We start from the raw sequence: 18,342 nt of genomic DNA on the forward strand, positions 1-18,342 counted from the left end.
TACCGAGTCACAAGTGTAGCATGAGTCCCAAGTATAGTACGGATTCACATCGTTATAGCGGCTTATATCTATCCCACTTAGGATAGCTTCGCCATCGCTTGCTCCAGACGAGCAGTGACAGAGGTATGACCACGTTGCTTCGCAATGTCTTGCGCGATTTCGCCGGATGTGTTAGGTGCTTTGACATCGGCTCTATATTCAAGCAACAAGTCTATAATGGCTGTCTGATCGGTATGAAAGGCAGCCGTGTGAAGGGCTTGCTGTCCGTCACTGTCAAGGATGCTCGTGGATGCGCCATGTTCCAGCAATAGCTTAATCACTTCCACTGAACGCTCTCCGGCCAGTGCGGCGTGTAGGGCTGTGTTGCAGGGAATGAAGGAGATAAGGGAATGAGAGATCGCATTCACATCCGCACCGTGTTCAATAAGGGCATGTACGCTCTCCGTGCTTCCAAAATGTGCGGCATATCCGAGGGGCGTCAATCCATCCTTGTTTTCCGTGTTGGCCATTTCTGGTTGTACGGCAAGAAGGAACTTTATTTTTTCCACATCATTCTGCTGTGCAGCTTCAAATAACTGTTCCAATGGTTCTAGCTGCTCTGTATTCTGATCTGTGTCTTTCATCTGTGAACCTCCTCTTTCGTATCTGTACACACAGGGAATATGGCATAAGCTCGTTTGGAGCTAACTTCATGATAGATCGTTCACACGGGCGGTGCTTCTCGAAAATCACCTTTTTATGCGATGCTGTGCAGGGGAGTGTTTAAATCGTCTGGAGAAAAGGGAGCTGAACGAGCCAAGGCTCTCAAAACCGACGTTGTAACAGATTTCTGTAACAGGGAGATCCGAATTGGATAACAACTGACAGGCAGCCTGAAGTCTGCGTTCCGTCAAAAATTGATGTGGCGATATGCCGAATACCTTTTTATAACTGCGAAGAAAATGATTTACGGACAGATGCGCGGCTGAGGCAGTTTCCGCAAGCGTGATAGGTTTATTATAGTAGGCTGTCATGTACTCGTGTGCGATATAGATTCTTCGATATATCTCGTTTCGGGTTGAAGATTTCACCATATCCAGGCTGTCGATTTCCGACCGAATATCCCGGTGCAAAACAAGCATATGCACGCCCAGTTGATACAGTTGTTCCTCTAGCCCCCATACATCTACGGCCTGAGAGGCATAGGAGGAGCGCAATCGCTCAAGCGCAACTCCTAGTTGATCGGTCATGGGATATGTTCGTTCCATCCAGTCAAGTGTACCAAGGGAAGATGTGGCATAAGGCTCATCCAAGAGATAGCGGTTACTTCCTGAGATATTCCGACCGATCTCTTCCACCAGACCCGAAGGGAAGAAGATGCAAAACGATTCAACAGGAACAGGTGAATCAATATGTAGCTGATATTCCTGTCCTTCGTTCAAAAGCAAATATCTGTCCTGATCGACTGCAAAATGTCCATGACCCGCTTCGTATAATGATGTTCCGTAACGGAACGTTTTCAGGGAAAGGGCACCTTGACCTTTCCAGTCAAACCGGGATCTTGACTCATGTAGTATGAAAGGAACGGTGCGTTGCGTTAACGTATTTCCCGTATAGGTGTTCATTGTGAGATGTCGGTATCATGTTTCTGTGTATATTGCTGCTTCGCTGCTTTCAATGCCGGGATGGCAAAGCTGGCGAGTGGGGAAGGCAGCGCATGGAGCGGGAACCAACCGATATCACCGATCGCTCCGCCTTCTTCCGGATTACGAGCAACCCCTTCGATTACTCTTGTGGCGTAAAGAAGAGTAATTGAATGTTCCTGATGCTTGGGATAAATCGTCTCGGCAGTGCCAAGTAAGCTCTCAATGACAATATCCAGATGCACTTCTTTCTTTATCTCACGTTCTACCGCGATTCTCAACGTTTCATACGCATCGACTGTTCCGCCGGGAATACTCCAAGTGTGCTGTTCGGGCGCACGATTACGCCAAACCAAGAGCACTTCATTTCGTTCATTAAGGATCACTGCACCTACGCCGATCCGGGGAGTGGCCTCGACCGCCATGCTACCAACAGTAGTAGAGCCTGCCGAAGGGGAAACACTTGCACTACCCGAACTAGACCCTGGCTGAAACGAAACGGGATATCCAGTCTGAGCAGACCAATCCATTGCCAGAATGCTCATCGAGATCAGATCGTACTGTGTACCATCTCGAAGAACAGCAGCACGATGCCGGCCTTCCTCGCGGAATCCGGCCTTGAGATATGCCCGTATTGCGGCTTCGTTGTATTCAATCACGTCAAGAGCAATCCGATTCAGGTTCAATTCATGGAATGCATATCGCAAAATCAACGCAAGAGCGTCACTGCCATAACCTTTGCCACGATCTCGTTCTTCACCAATGCCGATAGCTAGTTGTGCGGAGCGGTTATTCCATTCCAATCGATAGATGGCAACAAATCCGAGAAAACGATTGTCTTCCAACGTGCGAAGGGCAAATTCAAAATCTTGACCGTTCCGAACGGATGAAGATCCGGTCTCATCGGATGTTTGTGGCGTCACAATATCTGTATCCATGTTGCGCATATATTCGTAGTTTTGTGTAAAATGTGCGATTTGCACGCGGTCTTCGGGACAGGGTGCCGTGAGTCTGACTTTAGAGCCTTGAAACGCATTATATTGACGAGTCATGTTGCACCTCTTTTTATTTATTCGCTTATCCCATTATACTACAGCCCTAATAAATACCGAACTTCCAGTGTGGATTAAGAGGCATGGAGATGAAAGAGGGGGGAAGGTTTGTGGTAGTAAAAGAAGCTGCTGCCTGTGAAATACAAGGTAGCAGCTTCTATAAGGAGTCATAGTGGACTTTACACGGAACACTTAAGGAGATTCATTGTAACCTTGTCTAACCGCATTTTTATCATTATCATCATCAAGTCTAAAGCTTGTACCCAATCCTACAGCATCACCAGCTGTTAAAAGAGTAGGCAAGTTAAAAAGTTCTTTCCCTGTAAATCCGTAGTTATAGTTACCAAACCATTCAGAAGTTCTTAACTCAGTACCGTTTTTAACTCTTGCAGTCCATAATTTTCTGGCTGGGTAATAATAAGGAACTGACTTATAATCCCACACGCCGCCTGGTTGAACTTTTGCCACCCACATGCCTACTGTAGCGGTGTATGCATCGCGAGCGTTTACCCAAATGCTACTATTTAAACTATCGTAATAGTTCTTTACAGTGTTTCTATTTTGATTGGCCATATAATATGCGTTTAAATATGGAGGGGTATCTGGATCACTCATAATCGAGATCACAGAATCATTAGAAACACTATTCATTTGATCTACTTTGGTAACACTTTCGATAATTTCTTCTTGAGTACCTACTTGGAGCTCAAAATTTTCGTCAAATTTAATCGCATCTCCAGTCGCTAAGATGACATCGTTTGATCCATCTAAACTTTTTATGTACTGATTCAGTAGATTCGGTTCAACTACAGGAGCAATTGCATTCGTGTTAACCGAAATGGTTCCATCTGGATTTAGAGAAGCGTAACCGTGCTCAACCACATATTGGTGTACACCCTTTAAGGAATTTAAATCACCTTCAGTCGTTGGCGGAGAACTCGGATTAACGCTTGCAGACGCTACACTTGAAATTACCAGAGCTGATAGGGAAACAATGGAGAGAATCTTACCAAAAAATTTCAAAGTATTTAACCTCCTAAATTGTAATATAATTCTATATTAATAGGTTAATAAAGGAAAGTAAACCCTATTATAGATTTTAATCTAGTATTTATCTTGAACAATCTATAATTGTTTTATATTATATCAAAAAGGGAAACAATGTGGGAGTGAGACTATGAATCGTATAAATAAAATAATATTATGTAGTATTCCAAGTGCTATTTTTCTATATTTATTCTACCTACCACAACTAAACTATTACCGGATCACAAGATTAACGGGTTGGTCAAATAACACAATGTCACTTTTAATAAGTGTTATTAGTATTTTGCTTTTGGTTTCATTTGTGGTGTTGTTCTATTTCATAACGAAAAGAATGTTACATAATGAAAAATTTAAATATATTCCAACGGTCTCATGGATTCCGTTCTATATTGTTCTTATTATCATTAATAATTTTACGATTCCTATTACAGTATCGGGGGACAGACCTTCCCCAGGAACAGGTATATTACTTATATTATCTTATGTTTTATTGCCTATCATTCTGGCTTTCATTATCGGTGTTTCTACCTCTTACAAAAAAAAGTGATATGCTTGATCTTATAAAATAACTTGTGAATTTTTATTATTAAAATCGAGCCGAGGGTCGAAAGGACAGGACATTTCTATACAAAAAAACAGCCACAAGAGCTGTGAAGTTACCCCGTAAAGTTAGACAGATTACATCTTTAAGCAACTTGCTGGGCATGAATCCGGTAGCGTACCGGACTCATGCCTTTTAGTTTTCCTTAATGCGTTTGTTGTTGTAATAATCGATGTATTTGGATAGTTCTTGTTCAAAATGTGAGATATTTTCAAACTATTTTAAATACAAGAACTCAGATTTCATGATGCCAAAGAAGTTCTCCATGACGGCGTTATCGTAACAGTTCCCTTTACGGGACATACTTTGCCTGATGCCACGTTTTTCAAGGGCATGACGATAGGGTCTCATCTGGTAGTGCGAGCCCTGATCCGAATAAAGGAGTTTATCTTCTGTTGTTAAACTGCAAAATGCTTGATCTGACATCGTGGAAACAAGCGAGTAGACCGGTCTTGAACCCTCGTATATGTAATAATTTCTCCGTTATACAAATCAAGTATGGGAGATAAATATAGTTTTTCTCCGAACAATTTAAACTCTGTAATGTCCGTAACCCACTTCTCGTTTGGCCTTTCAGCGTGGAAATTGCGTTTTAATAGGTTCGGTGCAACCTTGCCAATTGTCCCTTTATACGAACGATATTTCTTCATACGTACCAATCCTTTTAATCCCAATACGTTCATCAAACGCTGTACCTGTTTATGATTCACACGGTGTCCACGATTGGTTAACTCATCGTGAATACAACGATAACCATAACGTCCCTCATGCTCCTTATAAATCGCTTGTATCATGTCTTTTAGCTCTAAATCCTTGTCTACCGTACCCAACGCTTTTACGACGTAATAATACGTGCGACGAGGGATATCTGCTAGCTGTAGAAGTGCTTTCACCGAAAATTCGTTCCTTAGTTCATAGACTACTTGCGCTTTGTCTTGTTTGGTGATTTTTCCTTGTTTCAAACTAAGGCATTCAACTTCTTTAAATAAGCATTCTCCATTTTCAAACGTTCTACCTCTGCTTGTAAAGCCTCTATAGATCCTTCTACCAGCGTTTGATCCTTCTGTGCTTTAGATCCTTTTTTCATGGGATGAGCGCCCCTTTTTCTTTGGTTGAAGGGCGTCTATCCCTTGTAATTCCAGGCTTTTTTTGCCAACTTAAAAGAGTACTATGGCTTTAGGAATATTAAATATAGCAGCCGTTTCTCTAACAGACGTCCCAAATTCGTTCATATAATGAAATACGTCTAGTTTAATCTGAGTAGGATATGATGTATAGCCTATAGCACTTTATAAAAGCTTTTTCACCGTGAGGCTCATATTGTTTAATCCAGTTTGAAAAGACAGAACGGTGAATCCCGATCGATTTTGCAATGCTTTTCAAGCTTTCTGATCCCTTTTCATAACGTATAACGGCTTGTACCTTTTCATCCGAACTGAATTTAGTCATAAAAAAACTGCACCTACAATTGGTAGTTTTGTCTAACAATTGGGGTGCAGTTCACTGCTAGTATAAGCTTTTTATTTTAAATCATTCAATAAATTTTTCATTTTTTTGTAATGTCCGCTGACTCGGTCAGCCATGTAGTTATACAAGAGTTGATTCTCGGAAAGCATAGCCATCTCCCGGTCAATATCTACATTGTTGTTGTTATTGTTCATGGCTGTTTCGTTGTTCTGCATCACCCGGTACTGAACGACGGAGGCATTCGGATCGCTGACGGGAAAATGTTTCTCATGTGTCCGCTGCATCCTAAGCTGTCCGGATTGACCGTTCTCGATGATACGTCTCAGCTCGTCTTGAAACTCAACGGTTGTCTTTTTGTAGTTGGGTGTGTCTGCGTTAGCGATATTGTTCGTTATCGCTGCATGCCGTGCGTTTAAGGCTTGCAAAAGGGATTCATTGCGCTTGGTTGTATTCGTTTCAATCATGCCCTAATCCTCCTTTACCGCATCGAATGCAGTTCCCTCTATTTTAAGAAATCTGCCCACACACTGTCAATCTGTTCAAAGTAACATATGACGGATGAACTCGCAGTTACGGCCGAAATAAACAACAATAAAGACAAGCAATTGACCCATATATCAGGTTCTGTGAAGGAAGTCAGCAGGATCAGAATCACTTGTCTTTATTTATGATCATATCATTTCTGATTGGTTGGTCATTCCAGATGGCTCTGTCCAATTAGGAAGAACGGTCTATATTTTTGCCGTAATAAATTTCGTCCATCTCCAGCTTAAGCCATTCGGTAATCTCCTGTTGTTCCGCTTTGCTTAGCTTGTCCTTGGTGTACCCGAACAGATAATTATCCAGATCGAATTCCTTCAGCTTGCATTTGGTGTGGAAAATGTTTTCCTGATAGACGTTCACGTCAATCATATCAAAGCCGCTTTTGATCTCGTCGGGAATATAATTCTGGATCGAACTGATCTCATGGTCAATAAACAGCTTGCGTCCGCTCGTATCCCTCGTAAAACCGCGCACGCGATAATCCATAATCATAATGTCCGTATCAAACGAATGAATCAGGTAATTCAATGCTTTTAGCGGTGAAATCTCACCACAGGTCGATACATCGATATCGGCACGGAAGGTGCTGATGCCTTCGCTGGGGTGGAATTCGGGATAGGTGTGTACGGTAATATGGCTTTTGTCCAGCTGCATGACCACGTTATCGGGCAGGGGACCAGGCGATTCATCGAAGGATTCCTCGGGAATCTCAACGATCGGGCCTTCCGATACCAGCATGGTTACACTCGCGCCCTGCGGCACGTAATCCTGCTGAGCGACATTCAGGACGTGTGCGCCGATGATGTCCGATACATTTTTCAAAATATGAGTCAGCCGGTCTGCGTTATATTGTTCATCGATATATTCAATGTAAGCTTCGCGTTCTTCTTTGGTCTTGGTATAACAGATATCGTACATATTGAAACTGAGTGACTTGGTCAGGTTGTTGAACCCGTGCAACTGGATGCGCTGCTCTGGCGTTAAAGTCATGGTTGCAGTTCCCCTTTATCCCATACGACATAAAAATCGCAGTTTTAATACTACTTATACCCAACCTTGCCCGAAAAAAAACATGAGTTTCCCATGGGTGGCAAGCGGACGCACTCCTTGAGTTCAACTTCAGCATCGATTAACACAGTCTGAGTTATAACTTCTCACGGGTCGCACAGTGTAGTCTGAAAACAGGTCGAGTCTCAAAACACGGAGTCCAGTAAGAAAGCAAAAAAACTGCACAGCAGTTTGCCGTACAGCATCTAAAGTTAGAAGGGGATGTCCCCGTCATAAGCAAAATCATTCATCCGTTCTTCCTCCGCGACCGATTGAATATCCTCGGAAGTGACCGTAATGATGGGATAATGCTCGTTTTGTTGTTTTTTGATTGCCTTTTCTTTCACAAAACGCGGGCTACCTTCGCCGGCATCTTCATCATATACGAGCAGTAGACCATCGCTTTTGCGCAGCAACAGATCGTCCCGTGCAGTGAACTGCCACGGCCCGATGTATGGCTGTTTGCTAATCGCACCATAATAGTCTACCCCAGCCAGAATGGAACGGTAGTACTCCAGCTTGTCTTCTTTCCATTGTTCCTCCGGGTTCTGAAAAGCAGTGATGATCGACAGTTTCAGATGTGGATATAACTGTTTTAATTCAAGAACAACCTCGCAGGCCCAAAGATCGACACCGTATTGACCTGGGGTAAGCACCCATTCCAAGCCATCCTCCACAAGAGGTGTAAGGCGGGAGGCGATTGCTTTTTTAATGTAAGGGATGCCCTCATGCTTCTGACCAAAAATCTGTAGTTCGTGTGCGCGGTAACCGGTAATGAACAGGTTTTGCAAAACGTGATAACCTCCTTGCAGACGGACAATGTACCCGTGAGGTTCGGTCTCCTAATCGGTTGTCCGTCTTCGTTTGAGCACGTTATTGTGCAGGTGTAGACTCTCCGCGGAACGGATACAGGAATGGCTTCGGAATATCCGTTTCGAATGTCATTAGTTTGCCTGTCGTTGGATGAATAAACGACAACACCCGTGCATGGAGCCCCAGACGTCCGAGATCTCTTGTACGCGCGCCGTATTTACGATCCCCGACAATCGGATGCCCCAGATCTTCCATATGCACACGGATCTGATTTTTACGACCTGTCTCCAGACGTACTTCCAGCAGAGAGAACTCACGGTTCGACTTCAGCCGTTTGTAATGCGTCACCGCATGTTGCCCGTCGTTTGGACGCGGGCTGGAGTACATCTTGAGTGTTTTGGTTTCCTTGAGCCAAGAGGAGATCGTACCTTCTTCTTGTGCTACCGAGCCTTCAACCAGTGCGACATAAACACGGTCTTGTACGTTTTCTTTCCAGTTGTTTTGCAGCTGCTGCTGCACCTCTTCACTTTTGGCAAACATCATCACACCCGAGGTGTCCCGATCCAGGCGATGCACGATGAAAATCCGATTCAGTTCGTTGGTACGACGCACATGTGACATCAGCTGGCGATAAGCGGTCAGATCGTCGCTTTTGTCAGCCGCGATGGATAGCAGTCCGGCTTCCTTGCGAATCACAATGATGTCGTCGTCTTCATGCAGAATGTTAATACCCGTCAGGGAAGGAGCGGCTACAGCGCCTTCTTTGCTGATGGATACGGTCTGTCCGGGTAGCAGAGGTTCGTTAAACTTCGTCACAACTTTCTCATCGATCGATACTTGTCCGCGTCCCAAAATGGACTTCACCGCATTGCGTCCTGACTTCACATGTTTCAGCAGGAAATTCAGCAGTTCATCCGGTTCGGTTACCTTGTACTGACGTGGCGGTTCGGACTTGCGATAATGTGCATTGCCTGGACGCTTCGATGCGGTAGCCGACTTGGCCGGCTTGCTTCCTTTGCCACCGTTTTTTGCAGGCGCCACGGACGAATGGGAAGCGGAAACCTTCTTCGTATCCTCTCCCGAGCGAGGGGGATTCGGTTTGGATGAAGAAGTGTTGGAACGGCCGGAACGCGGCTTGGAAGAGTCTCCGTATGATTTTCCTTTGGCGGATGTACCGCTGCTTGTGCGTTTGCGTTTATTCATGAATGACAATCTCCTTCTGAACAGCTTGTACCCTTTGTGTGCATACGATCCGTTCATTTCGTTATGCAGTTCAATATACCATTAACCGCACCGAATTAAAAATAGGTTCATCAAATCTGCAAACCATCCAGTCCGAAGAGTTGTCAGATTCATAGAATATGATATCCCATAGCATTGGAGGTGTTACTTCATGGGCGTGTTTCTCGATATGAGAACCTCGGAGAACTCGGGATACGTAGGGGCACCGGGATTACCTTTGTCCGAATCCCCTGAACCTTTCGGTGTAATCGGTCTTCAAACCCAGGGGGTCATTAATCCGATCATTACCTTCAACGGCACGGTGGGTGTTACGGGAGAACTGGGCGATACGTTTGTTGTAGAGATCGTGCGTGGTTTTGTGTATGATCCGTTCTTTATCATCTATCGCGCAGAAGGTACGGTCGGGCAAAATGGCGGTGCCGAGTTCCATTCGTTCACAGCTCAGGACTTGACTGCACCACCAGCGCTTGAAAATGTATATACGTCGTTCATCTCGGGTGTATCCACAGCTGTGCGGACCGGACCGGAGATGTTCTACGGTATTGCCGCGACCAACTAAAGGAGCTTTGAAAGACTTTAGAGAGACCATCTTATAGTAACGTTTGTTGTACCCGTTTCAGCTACATGGCAATCAAGATCATGGCAATCAAGATATAATTCAAAATCCCCGCCTCGTTAGGCGGGGATTTTGAATTTGAGATAAAGCAGAATTGTAAGAGTATTGATGTATAAGAGAGAGATTTGAAGAACAATGACCTGCAACGAGAAAGAAATAGAAAGAAGCAGAGATACAAGCGGCGCTATCGATCATGGGTATGAAGAAAAACTGGAAACAGCAGATGGAGCTTAGTTGGCGCGTCCTTTCAAAATCATATTATTGGCTTTCCCAAAGTCGATGGCGACTTTACCTGCCAGTGCTGCTGTTCGTTCTGCAAGAATGACGGCGTTAACCCCGCAAGAGAACAGAGCAACGTCAAAATCATCCTGATGCGTTTGAATCCATTGCAGGGTCTCATCCATCTGATCATAGTTGTCAAACGCTAACGTACTTACGATGTCGAGGTGATAAGGCTCCTTAACGAGTGCGGCTTGTAACTCATGCAGTTCACGCGTCACGAGCAACACACGTTTGCCAGCAAGCATCTGCCAAAACCGAGGTACTTGCACAAGTTCACGATTCACACAAGCATGGCAGGTCAGCGCAGGCGCGATGCCGTAGTGAGCAAAGATCATATCGGTCAGCGGCCGCTTGAGATAATCCGGAGCCTTGATAGTGCTGTCCCCACGCGGAAGGACACCGACAATGGAGGCTCTTTTCAACGAAGCAGCGACTTCGTCCCGCATCTTCAGGTTGGGAAGCCGCAGCCCCTTTTGACCGAGATTAGCTTTGATTGCCCAGCGCTCTTGAAGCACCTGCTCCATAGGCCATACGGATTCTTGCGACATCACGATATTTTCACCATCCCCCACACGCACCAGTGAGAATGGACGTTGTTCACGTAGAGCTATTTCGAGCTGATCAAGCACGTCCTGCATTTCAAGATAAGTAGAGTTCATTCCGAATGCCTGCCCCCTTTGAAAATCAAGCTCCTCTATTCTATGTCGCGAGAGAAACCATGATCTGTGCGTTCGACCTCCAAGAGATAACTTGGGGTGTATATCAATCTATTTATAAGAAAATCAGTACATATGTCGGTGCCGGAATGTTCAGGAGTTCATACGTTATACAGTGCTGGCATTTAAGAGAATGGAAGTGTAAGCGATCAGCGCGAGGAACGAGTTTCGTAGATACGAGATTTCATTCTAAAAAAAACTATGAAAACGTCTGTACTCGCCATATAGGCTTACAGCGTTCATGAGGAGGAAGGGTATGTCCAGGAAAGTTGTGATTGAGATTAACTTCAATAACTACGGGTTAGATCCGCAGCGGCTGACCCGCGAATGGCTGGAGCGCCGTATGACCATTTTTCGCACATTTACATTGCATTGTCTCAAGGCTCAGACCAATCAAGATTTCTTGACAGTGGTGAAGCTTTCGAAGGAATCCGGTGAGCTGATGCAGGAGATTTTGGCGAGTCAGGAGCCGCTGCCTTCGAATATTCGTTTTGGAACCCATATCGAGAGTGTACGTGCGATTCTGGAGTTTGCCAAAGACGTAGAAAACATCTATATTGCCCGTTTGGATTCGGACGATCTGTATCACAAAACATTTGTGCAGCAGCTCTATGATGTACAGCCTCAGCCAGAAACGATGGCGTTGATTAATCAGAATGGTTATCTGTGGGACAGTGTGAACAACGAGATGGCCCCGGCGTTTCATCGCTCACCGCAATTTTATGTTTATCTCTACAAAACAGCGGAGTATGCCGCAGGTTATCGGGTCAAACTTCCGGGCCGAGGCACGCATGGCAATGTGATCGACTTGCCACACGAGCTGCTTGCACCGCGAAATTACGTCAACATTGTACATTCCAGCAATACGTCCGTCAAAAAGGTACCGCCTAAAGACCGGCTTAGCCGTGAAGAAATGGCTGAGGTGTTACGCGAATTTATGATCTGAACAGGAGGGATTCATCCATGATTCAAGGACAAACGATTCTGGTCACCGGAGGAACTGGCTCCTGGGGTCAGAAACTGACTGAGGTACTGCTCGCGCAGAAACCGGCGGAGATTCGGCTGCTTTCACGGAACGAGTATGCTCAGATCGCGATGCAGCGGGAGTTCAACCATGATCCGCGCCTGCGTTTTATCATTGGAGATATTCGGGATTACCGGGCAGTGGAGGAAGCGTGCCAAGGCGTAGATGTGCTCTTTCATCTGGCCGCGCTGAAGCATGTTCCGGTCTGTGAGGATCAGCCGGATGAAGCATTTAAAACAAATGTGATCGGAACTCAGAATATTATTCGGGCGGCCATCCGTATGGGGATTCCAAAAGTCATTGACGTATCCACCGACAAGGCGGTCGATCCGATTAACGTATACGGCATGACCAAAGCACTGGGCGAAAAAATGATGATTCGTGCCAACTGGCTGAGCGAGAACACCCGGTTTGTATGTATCCGCGGCGGCAACGTTCTGGGCACAAGCGGCAGTGTTGTACCTTTGTTCCGACGGCAGATTGATGAAGGCAAAAGCCTGACCATTACGGACGAAGGCATGACTCGCTTTTTCCTGACCCGTACGGAGGCTATTCATTTATTGCTCAAAGCAGCGGAAGCGGCGGTGGGCGGAGAGACCTTCGTCATGAAAATGAAAGCTTGCAATATGACCGAACTGGCTTCTGTCATGCTGGAACAGGCAGGTCGCCCGTCAGGCGATTACAAAGTGACAGGCATCCGTCCCGGAGAGAAGCTACACGAAGTGCTGATCTCGCCATTCGAAGCACCGCGTACTCGCCAGTACGATGCGCAGTATTATGTCATTTTGCCGGAGCATGCGGATCAGGGTCTTACGAATCATTATGATCATCTGCCGCGTGTGAAATTTGATCAGTATCGTTCTGACAGCGAAATGATGAACAAACCGGCGATTGCTGCGTTTTTGCGTGCAGGAGGATATATCGACTAACGGAAGGGAGGCGGAACGTTTGGAGGTGGAAGAGATGAGTGAGAACAGCCTGAATCCCGAAGAAAAGGGGCAAGAAGAAAAGGAAAAGCAGGCACAGACTCGAGCAGGGCACCGTGGCCGGAAACAGCAACGATTGAAGCAGCTCTACCCGAAGCCACAGCAGACCACGCTTCAATGCATTCATGACCGCTCCCTGAAGGCTGTTGTCATCGGTCTTGGTTACGTGGGACTGCCGATGGCCGTTGAGATGGCACAGTCCGGTTACCAGGTGCACGGCATTGATATCGATGCAGGCAAAGTGGCAAAGCTCCGCGCAGGCCATTCGTATATTATCGGCATTGAAGATGAAGTGCTTCAAACGCTGCTTGAAGCGAATCGATTAACGGCAGGCACAGATTATGCAGCAGTTGCAGGGGCGGATGTCATTGTCATCTGTGTACCGACTCCGTTAACGGATAAACATCAGCCGGATATATCCTATATTTCATCAGCCGTAGGGGGCATGACCCCCTATCTTCAGCTGGGTAGCCTGGTCATTCTGGAGAGCACGACATATCCAGGCACAACGGAAGAGCATGTGAAACAGCCCGTAGAAGCAGCGCGCGGCTGGACTGCGGGTGAACATTTCTATGTCTGTTATTCTCCGGAGCGGGTTGATCCGGGCAGTGTGCATTATGGTGTGAAAAATACACCGAAAATCATCGGCGGATCGACTCCCGCATGTCTGAATTATGGAACACAATTCTACGGCTCGTTTCTGAACGAAGTCGTGCCTGTTAGCTCCACAACCGTCGCCGAGACAGCGAAGCTGTTCGAAAATACGTTCCGTAGCGTAAACATTGCGCTGGTTAATGAGTTAACCCCGGCCTGTGAGCAGATGGGCGTGGATATCTGGGAAGTGTTACAGGCAGCGGCAACGAAGCCGTTTGGATATATGCCGTTTTATCCTGGGCCGGGCATTGGCGGGCACTGCATTCCGATTGATCCGATCTATCTGTCCTGGGCGGCCAATCGCCAGGGATCGGAGCTACGGTTCATTGAGCTTGCAGATGCGACGAACAGGCAGATGCCGGAGCATGTGGTTCAGCGTGCAACAGCTCTGCTGGAGCAACGTGGCCGTTCTATTCGCGGCGCCCGCGTGGTACTGGCGGGTATGGCGTACAAAAAAGACATTGACGACCTGCGCGAATCCCCGGCGCTCGACGTCTTTCGGCTACTGAGCGTAGCGGGTGCCGACGTTGTTTTCACCGATCCGATGGTGCCCGTATTCCGTCAAGATGATGGTTCCATGCTCCAGTCCCGGCCAGCTTCGCCCGAATTGTGGACATGGGCTGACCTGGTGATTATCACGACAGACCATTCTGCGTTTGATTATCAGGAGATGGCGGATCATGCACCGCTGATTTTTGATACACGTAACGCCACGGCCGGATGCAACGGAGACAATATCGTTGTACTTGGTCAGCCTGAGCGACATGACTACGGGAGAGCACAGAGCCTTGTGCAGGAGAAGGTTGCTGAAAGGGAAACGGGAGATGGCTATGGCGAATCATGATCGGGTGAACGAGCGTTATTACGGAGAGATTAATTCCGAAGATTCTCATGAAGCGACGAGGACCCGTGTACACTGGATGTGCCGGGAAACCACAGGCAAACGTATTCTGGATGTGGGATGCAGTCAGGGAATTACGTCTATTTTGCTGGGGCGTGAAGGGTTTCGTGTGACAGGCGTGGATTTGGAGGAAGAAAGTATCCGTTATGCGCAAGAGGAGCTTGCTAAAGAATCCAAGCCCGTCCGCAACCATGTCGATTTCCGCATGCTGGACATCACGCAATGGAAGGCGAGAATAACCTTTGACACTGTCCTGCTGGGGGAAGTGCTCGAACATTTTGCGCATCCCGAGACACTGCTATTGCAAGTTCACAGTCTGCTCGGAGAGGAAGGTACACTCATCGTGACCGTTCCTTATGGCTATCATCCATTCTATGATCATAAACAGACGTTCTATGCGAGTAATCTGGCGATGTGTTTATTACCGTATTTTGAAGTAATGAAACTGGAAATTCATCATAAATATCTATGTTGTGTGGCGCGCAAACGCCAGAAAATACAGCTCGACGTAAAACCGCCTCTGAACCAGGTGCTGGATTGGATGAAGCTGGACCATACCCATTTTGAAGAGGTGGAGCAGCAGCATCTACGCTCTATGAAACAGCGCAAAAAAGCGTTGGACAATGCCGTGGATCAGCTAAAACGCATACGTCGTCAGGAGAATGAGGAAGGGTAAGCGGCGCATAGTGGTAACACTAACAAAAGTACCAACACCAACACCAACACCAACACCAACACCACTAACTTGAGCCGGACATGAGCAACTGTAGCATTAGCATGTGGACCCGTGACACCAGTACCCAAACCGCAATCACAGCGAGAGTTCGGTACCAGTACACGAACACTAACTGCAAGAACACTAATTAAGCGAACACCAACCTTACCGACTCAACCCTAACATCTTCAAGTGCCATGAGCATTTAGACCATTGACACCAGGATCAATACGAGTAATTACACCAACGTTATGTCACCAGCGCACGAACTACAATAGTTACAAAAACACTAACCTTAACTTCACACACTTCTCAAACGCTAACAAAACTAACTCAAGTATTACTGTCAGTGAATGCATCATTAGCATGGACACCACTGACATCTACAGTCACCAACAGTAGCAACAATCCCACTCCGACTCCCAGTACCAGTAGCAATTACTATAGAGAATGCAGCATATAGTAATGCAAGTTTTTCTAACGATCACCAGAAGCCTTATTTAGGTCATTTTGAAGCTCACAGAATTTTAACGATCACCAGCGACGTTATTTGCATGAAAATCAGCCATTTCCCTCAAGTTTAAGCTGAAAATACGAAAATAGGGTCATCTGTGATCGTTAGATTTTCAAATGCGCTGAAATGAGCTAAATAGCGTCATCTGTGATCGTTAGAAATTTTAGATCTTTTAGAAGTTACTTAATGTCTTTGGTTGTGTGAATCAGCACTCGTGAGGCAGGAAGGGGCTCAAAACGTGATCACCATCAGTTTGTGCATGATTGTGAAAAACGAAGAACGCACGCTGGCACGGTGTCTTGAATCGGTGGCTGACCTTATGGATGAGATTATCATTCTGGATACGGGGTCGTCCGATCGAACGATGGACATCGCTGCAAAGTATACCGACCGGGTCTATACGTATACGTGGGATGAAGACTTTGCCGCAGCACGGAATGAGTCATTCGCTCGTGCTACGCAGGAGTATATATTGTGGCTCGATGCGGATGATGTGCTGTTGCCCGGGGAACGGGCGAAGCTTGCGATGTTGAAGGAGCAGCTGCCGTCCGGAGGTAAGACGGCAGGTGTGATTATGGGTTATACGCTGGCCGAGGGGCCGGAGGGAAGTCCGCTAGTGGCGGACCGCCGGCTTCGCCTGGTCAAGCGGGATGCCGGTTGCCGCTGGCATGGCCGGCTACACGAGCAGCTGCGCTTCCCGCAAGGCGAGGTCATTACGGCAGATATTGCCGTCACCCATCGCCGCGAGGCGGGCAATCATTCGGCGCGAAACGTGCGCATTCTGCGCAAATGGATCGCCGAAGAGGGCATAGCCCAGGGACGCCTGCTGTTCTACTATGCAGGCGAATGTTATGACCGCCAGCGCTACGCGGCGGCGGCACGCGGTTACGCCAAGCTGCTGGAGCAGCCGAGCGGTTACCGCGAAGATCGGCTCATTGCCTGCGCTAGGCTGGCGGAATGTTATGAGCGGCTTGGCGAGCCGGGCCGTAAGCTGGGCGCATTGCTGCAGTCGTTCCAGTACGACTTGCCGCATGCCGATTTTTGCTGCGCCATTGCCGCCTGTTTCCATGAGCGGCAAGAGATTGTCACCGCCATCTATTGGTATATGCAGGCGGTGGATGTAAGCAGCCGTGATCCGGGGCTGCGCCCTGTACCGGCTGCTTGCCGAACGTGGCTGCCACATGCCCGGCTCTCGCTCTGTTATGCTCATCTGGGCAACTGGGAGCAGGCGCTTTTGCATAACACGAAAGCTCGCAAGTATCTGCCGAATGATCCAGGTTTGGTTGGTAACCGGGAGAAACTCGAAGCCGTGATTCGCAAACAGAGGAAAGAGAGAGAAGAATAGCACTCGTAAAAATCAAGATTGAAACAGAAGGTGAAAAAGAGAGAAGTAGGGTTGTGACATTAAATTCTTTGTAAAGTGAAGCATTTCCAAAGCAACTCCAAAGTAACTCAAAGAGCACTTCCCGAACATTAAAAATTTAATTTGATTGTACAGCGGTATTCTTCTTGCGAATACCGACAATACAAAGAAGCCCGTTAAACCGAGAAAAGCGGTTAACGGGTTTCTTATCGTTGTTTTTACAATTCAGGTGCCAAGCAACGGATATACTGATTTTTTGTGCGCAAACTTGTACAAGCCCAGCCCCATCCATCATAAATTTCTTCATCTATATTCAAGGTGACCGTCTCGTTACTATACTCGCTCCAGTTTTCGATGCGAAGGGTATTGTCACTTTCCCATTCGAGGTGATTTCCGCCATGATACTCTGCACGATAGATGCTTTTGGCATTCGAAGCGTTTGAATCCGCTGTTTTCCGTACGTCTACCCAGATCGTCACCCCGCCTGCTGCGCCGCCGTAGGGAACACCGTATAGTTCTGCCGTGTATTCCCCATTTGGAGATGACATGGACGAGCTCAGATCGCCCTCACCCGAACGGTCAAATGTGGAAAGGTACGGACGAAGCGTAAAGAAAAGCATCAAAGCAACGGTGGGCAACACAAACATAAGAATAAATATTGAAGAAACAGGATGCCTGCGAATCCAAGGTTTGCGCGGAGACATATTAGGCAATACGGATTTGGATTTGAACTGGGATTGATCGGAATGTTCCATGGAATCAGGTAACCTCCCTAGCAGCATAGAAATTGGAACCGAAACTTTAGAAACCGGAAAAAGAAATAAAGACATAAATAAGAAAGGAGTAATTAATCATTGAGCAAGGATCGTACCTTGATTCGTAAAGCTTCATTGTCATTTTCATTCCTGATCATATCATAGTGAGTGTTGTAAAGATCACAAATAAGTTATATTAAACCAAATGATTTGTTATAAAAAGGGGCTGTTTGACTTGCGTTTGAGAAGGGCTAATCGTTTTTACATTAAAACGCGGTTGCTCATTCGGGCTGTGCCCGTTAAACTAAAGGGAGCGGCGTTTTGCTTGACGGACAAGTCATGAGAACGCCATTTTGTTGTCAAGGATGCGGCGCTGTTGCCG

The 18,342-nt window shown here is 46.6% G+C and carries 16 protein-coding genes and 1 pseudogene; 6 read left to right on the plus strand and 11 right to left on the minus strand.

Annotation, left to right across the window (positions count from 1 at the left end):
* Nucleotides 1-77: 77 nt before the first annotated feature.
* The 9 genes and pseudogenes from FS818_RS00130 to FS818_RS00175 form a co-directional block, all read right to left on the minus strand.
* Nucleotides 78-623, minus strand: a complete 546-nt coding sequence (locus FS818_RS00130) for an ankyrin repeat domain-containing protein (protein WP_145328510.1) — start codon at nucleotides 621-623, stop codon at nucleotides 78-80.
* A 105-nt stretch (nucleotides 624-728) separates the two neighbouring features.
* Nucleotides 729-1,604, minus strand: coding sequence for a helix-turn-helix transcriptional regulator (locus FS818_RS00135; protein ID WP_145328512.1), 876 nt, complete (start codon nucleotides 1,602-1,604; stop codon nucleotides 729-731).
* A complete protein-coding gene (locus FS818_RS29455; protein WP_311278866.1) occupies nucleotides 1,601-2,674 on the minus strand; it encodes a GNAT family N-acetyltransferase in 1,074 nt (357 codons plus the stop codon). Before FS818_RS29455 ends, FS818_RS00135 begins: the two co-directional genes overlap by 4 nt.
* A 192-nt stretch (nucleotides 2,675-2,866) precedes the next feature.
* Nucleotides 2,867-3,697 carry a polymorphic toxin type 44 domain-containing protein gene (locus tag FS818_RS00150; RefSeq protein ID WP_145328514.1) on the minus strand — a complete coding sequence of 277 codons (831 nt, stop codon included), beginning with the start codon at nucleotides 3,695-3,697 and terminating at the stop codon, nucleotides 2,867-2,869.
* A 710-nt stretch (nucleotides 3,698-4,407) separates the two neighbouring features.
* A pseudogene (locus FS818_RS00155) lies at nucleotides 4,408-5,771 on the minus strand (IS3 family transposase).
* Nucleotides 5,772-5,842: 71 nt separating this feature from the next.
* A complete protein-coding gene (gene flgB / locus FS818_RS00160) occupies nucleotides 5,843-6,253 on the minus strand; it encodes a flagellar basal body rod protein FlgB (protein ID WP_145328516.1) in 411 nt (136 codons plus the stop codon).
* Between the two features lie 253 nt (nucleotides 6,254-6,506).
* Complete coding sequence (gene speD / locus FS818_RS00165) at nucleotides 6,507-7,322, minus strand: adenosylmethionine decarboxylase (RefSeq protein WP_090917942.1); 816 nt, start codon at nucleotides 7,320-7,322, stop codon at nucleotides 6,507-6,509.
* Nucleotides 7,323-7,591: 269 nt separating this feature from the next.
* Nucleotides 7,592-8,170 carry an SLOG family protein gene (locus FS818_RS00170; protein ID WP_145328518.1) on the minus strand — a complete coding sequence of 193 codons (579 nt, stop codon included), beginning with the start codon at nucleotides 8,168-8,170 and terminating at the stop codon, nucleotides 7,592-7,594.
* 82 nt (nucleotides 8,171-8,252) lie between these two features.
* Nucleotides 8,253-9,395, minus strand: a complete 1,143-nt coding sequence (locus tag FS818_RS00175) for an RluA family pseudouridine synthase (RefSeq protein ID WP_260989750.1) — start codon at nucleotides 9,393-9,395, stop codon at nucleotides 8,253-8,255.
* 190 nt (nucleotides 9,396-9,585) lie between these two features.
* On the opposite strand from FS818_RS00175, the gene FS818_RS00180 reads away from it, so the two are divergent.
* Nucleotides 9,586-9,993 (plus strand): hypothetical protein, encoded by a 408-nt coding sequence (locus tag FS818_RS00180; protein ID WP_145328520.1) that lies wholly within the window; start codon nucleotides 9,586-9,588, stop codon nucleotides 9,991-9,993.
* Between the two features lie 287 nt (nucleotides 9,994-10,280).
* Here FS818_RS00180 and FS818_RS00185 read toward each other — a convergent pair whose 3' ends face one another.
* Nucleotides 10,281-10,991 carry a GT-D fold domain-containing glycosyltransferase gene (locus FS818_RS00185; protein WP_145328522.1) on the minus strand — a complete coding sequence of 237 codons (711 nt, stop codon included), beginning with the start codon at nucleotides 10,989-10,991 and terminating at the stop codon, nucleotides 10,281-10,283.
* Between the two features lie 313 nt (nucleotides 10,992-11,304).
* On the opposite strand from FS818_RS00185, the gene FS818_RS00190 reads away from it, so the two are divergent.
* From FS818_RS00190 to FS818_RS00210, 5 genes are all read left to right on the plus strand, one after another.
* Entirely contained in the window at nucleotides 11,305-11,994 is a 690-nt protein-coding gene (locus FS818_RS00190; protein ID WP_145328524.1) for a glycosyltransferase, read from the plus strand.
* 17 nt (nucleotides 11,995-12,011) lie between these two features.
* Entirely contained in the window at nucleotides 12,012-13,001 is a 990-nt protein-coding gene (locus FS818_RS00195; RefSeq protein ID WP_145328526.1) for a polysaccharide biosynthesis protein, read from the plus strand.
* Nucleotides 13,002-13,035: 34 nt separating this feature from the next.
* Complete coding sequence (locus FS818_RS00200) at nucleotides 13,036-14,556, plus strand: nucleotide sugar dehydrogenase (RefSeq protein WP_145328528.1); 1,521 nt, start codon at nucleotides 13,036-13,038, stop codon at nucleotides 14,554-14,556.
* The gene (locus FS818_RS00205) at nucleotides 14,543-15,289 is read left to right on the plus strand and encodes a class I SAM-dependent methyltransferase (RefSeq protein ID WP_145328530.1); all 747 of its coding nucleotides are present in this window, start codon (nucleotides 14,543-14,545) and stop codon (nucleotides 15,287-15,289) included. The genes FS818_RS00200 and FS818_RS00205 overlap by 14 nt, the downstream gene beginning before the upstream one ends.
* 767 nt (nucleotides 15,290-16,056) lie before the next feature.
* Nucleotides 16,057-17,187 (plus strand): glycosyltransferase family 2 protein, encoded by a 1,131-nt coding sequence (locus tag FS818_RS00210; RefSeq protein WP_313960454.1) that lies wholly within the window; start codon nucleotides 16,057-16,059, stop codon nucleotides 17,185-17,187.
* 236 nt (nucleotides 17,188-17,423) lie between these two features.
* Here FS818_RS00210 and FS818_RS00215 read toward each other — a convergent pair whose 3' ends face one another.
* Nucleotides 17,424-17,960 carry a DUF5412 family protein gene (locus tag FS818_RS00215; RefSeq protein WP_145328532.1) on the minus strand — a complete coding sequence of 179 codons (537 nt, stop codon included), beginning with the start codon at nucleotides 17,958-17,960 and terminating at the stop codon, nucleotides 17,424-17,426.
* Between the last annotated feature and the right edge of the window lie 382 nt (nucleotides 17,961-18,342).

The organism is Paenibacillus xylanexedens (genome assembly GCF_007680605.1).
GTDB classification, from domain to species: domain Bacteria; phylum Bacillota; class Bacilli; order Paenibacillales; family Paenibacillaceae; genus Paenibacillus; species Paenibacillus xylanexedens_B.

Coding starts and splice junctions, on each gene's coding strand:
- FS818_RS00130 (WP_145328510.1), bottom strand. CDS start 623: ATGAAAGACACAGATCAGAATACAGAGCAGCTAGAACCATTGGAACAG.
- FS818_RS00135 (WP_145328512.1), bottom strand. CDS start 1,604: ATGAACACCTATACGGGAAATACGTTAACGCAACGCACCGTTCCTTTC.
- FS818_RS29455 (WP_311278866.1), bottom strand. CDS start 2,674: ATGACTCGTCAATATAATGCGTTTCAAGGCTCTAAAGTCAGACTCACG.
- flgB (WP_145328516.1), bottom strand. CDS start 6,253: ATGATTGAAACGAATACAACCAAGCGCAATGAATCCCTTTTGCAAGCC.
- speD (WP_090917942.1), bottom strand. CDS start 7,322: ATGACTTTAACGCCAGAGCAGCGCATCCAGTTGCACGGGTTCAACAAC.
- FS818_RS00175 (WP_260989750.1), bottom strand. CDS start 9,395: ATGAATAAACGCAAACGCACAAGCAGCGGTACATCCGCCAAAGGAAAA.
- FS818_RS00180 (WP_145328520.1), top strand. CDS start 9,586: ATGGGCGTGTTTCTCGATATGAGAACCTCGGAGAACTCGGGATACGTA.
- FS818_RS00185 (WP_145328522.1), bottom strand. CDS start 10,991: ATGAACTCTACTTATCTTGAAATGCAGGACGTGCTTGATCAGCTCGAA.
- FS818_RS00190 (WP_145328524.1), top strand. CDS start 11,305: ATGTCCAGGAAAGTTGTGATTGAGATTAACTTCAATAACTACGGGTTA.
- FS818_RS00195 (WP_145328526.1), top strand. CDS start 12,012: ATGATTCAAGGACAAACGATTCTGGTCACCGGAGGAACTGGCTCCTGG.
- FS818_RS00200 (WP_145328528.1), top strand. CDS start 13,036: ATGAGTGAGAACAGCCTGAATCCCGAAGAAAAGGGGCAAGAAGAAAAG.
- FS818_RS00205 (WP_145328530.1), top strand. CDS start 14,543: ATGGCGAATCATGATCGGGTGAACGAGCGTTATTACGGAGAGATTAAT.
- FS818_RS00215 (WP_145328532.1), bottom strand. CDS start 17,960: ATGGAACATTCCGATCAATCCCAGTTCAAATCCAAATCCGTATTGCCT.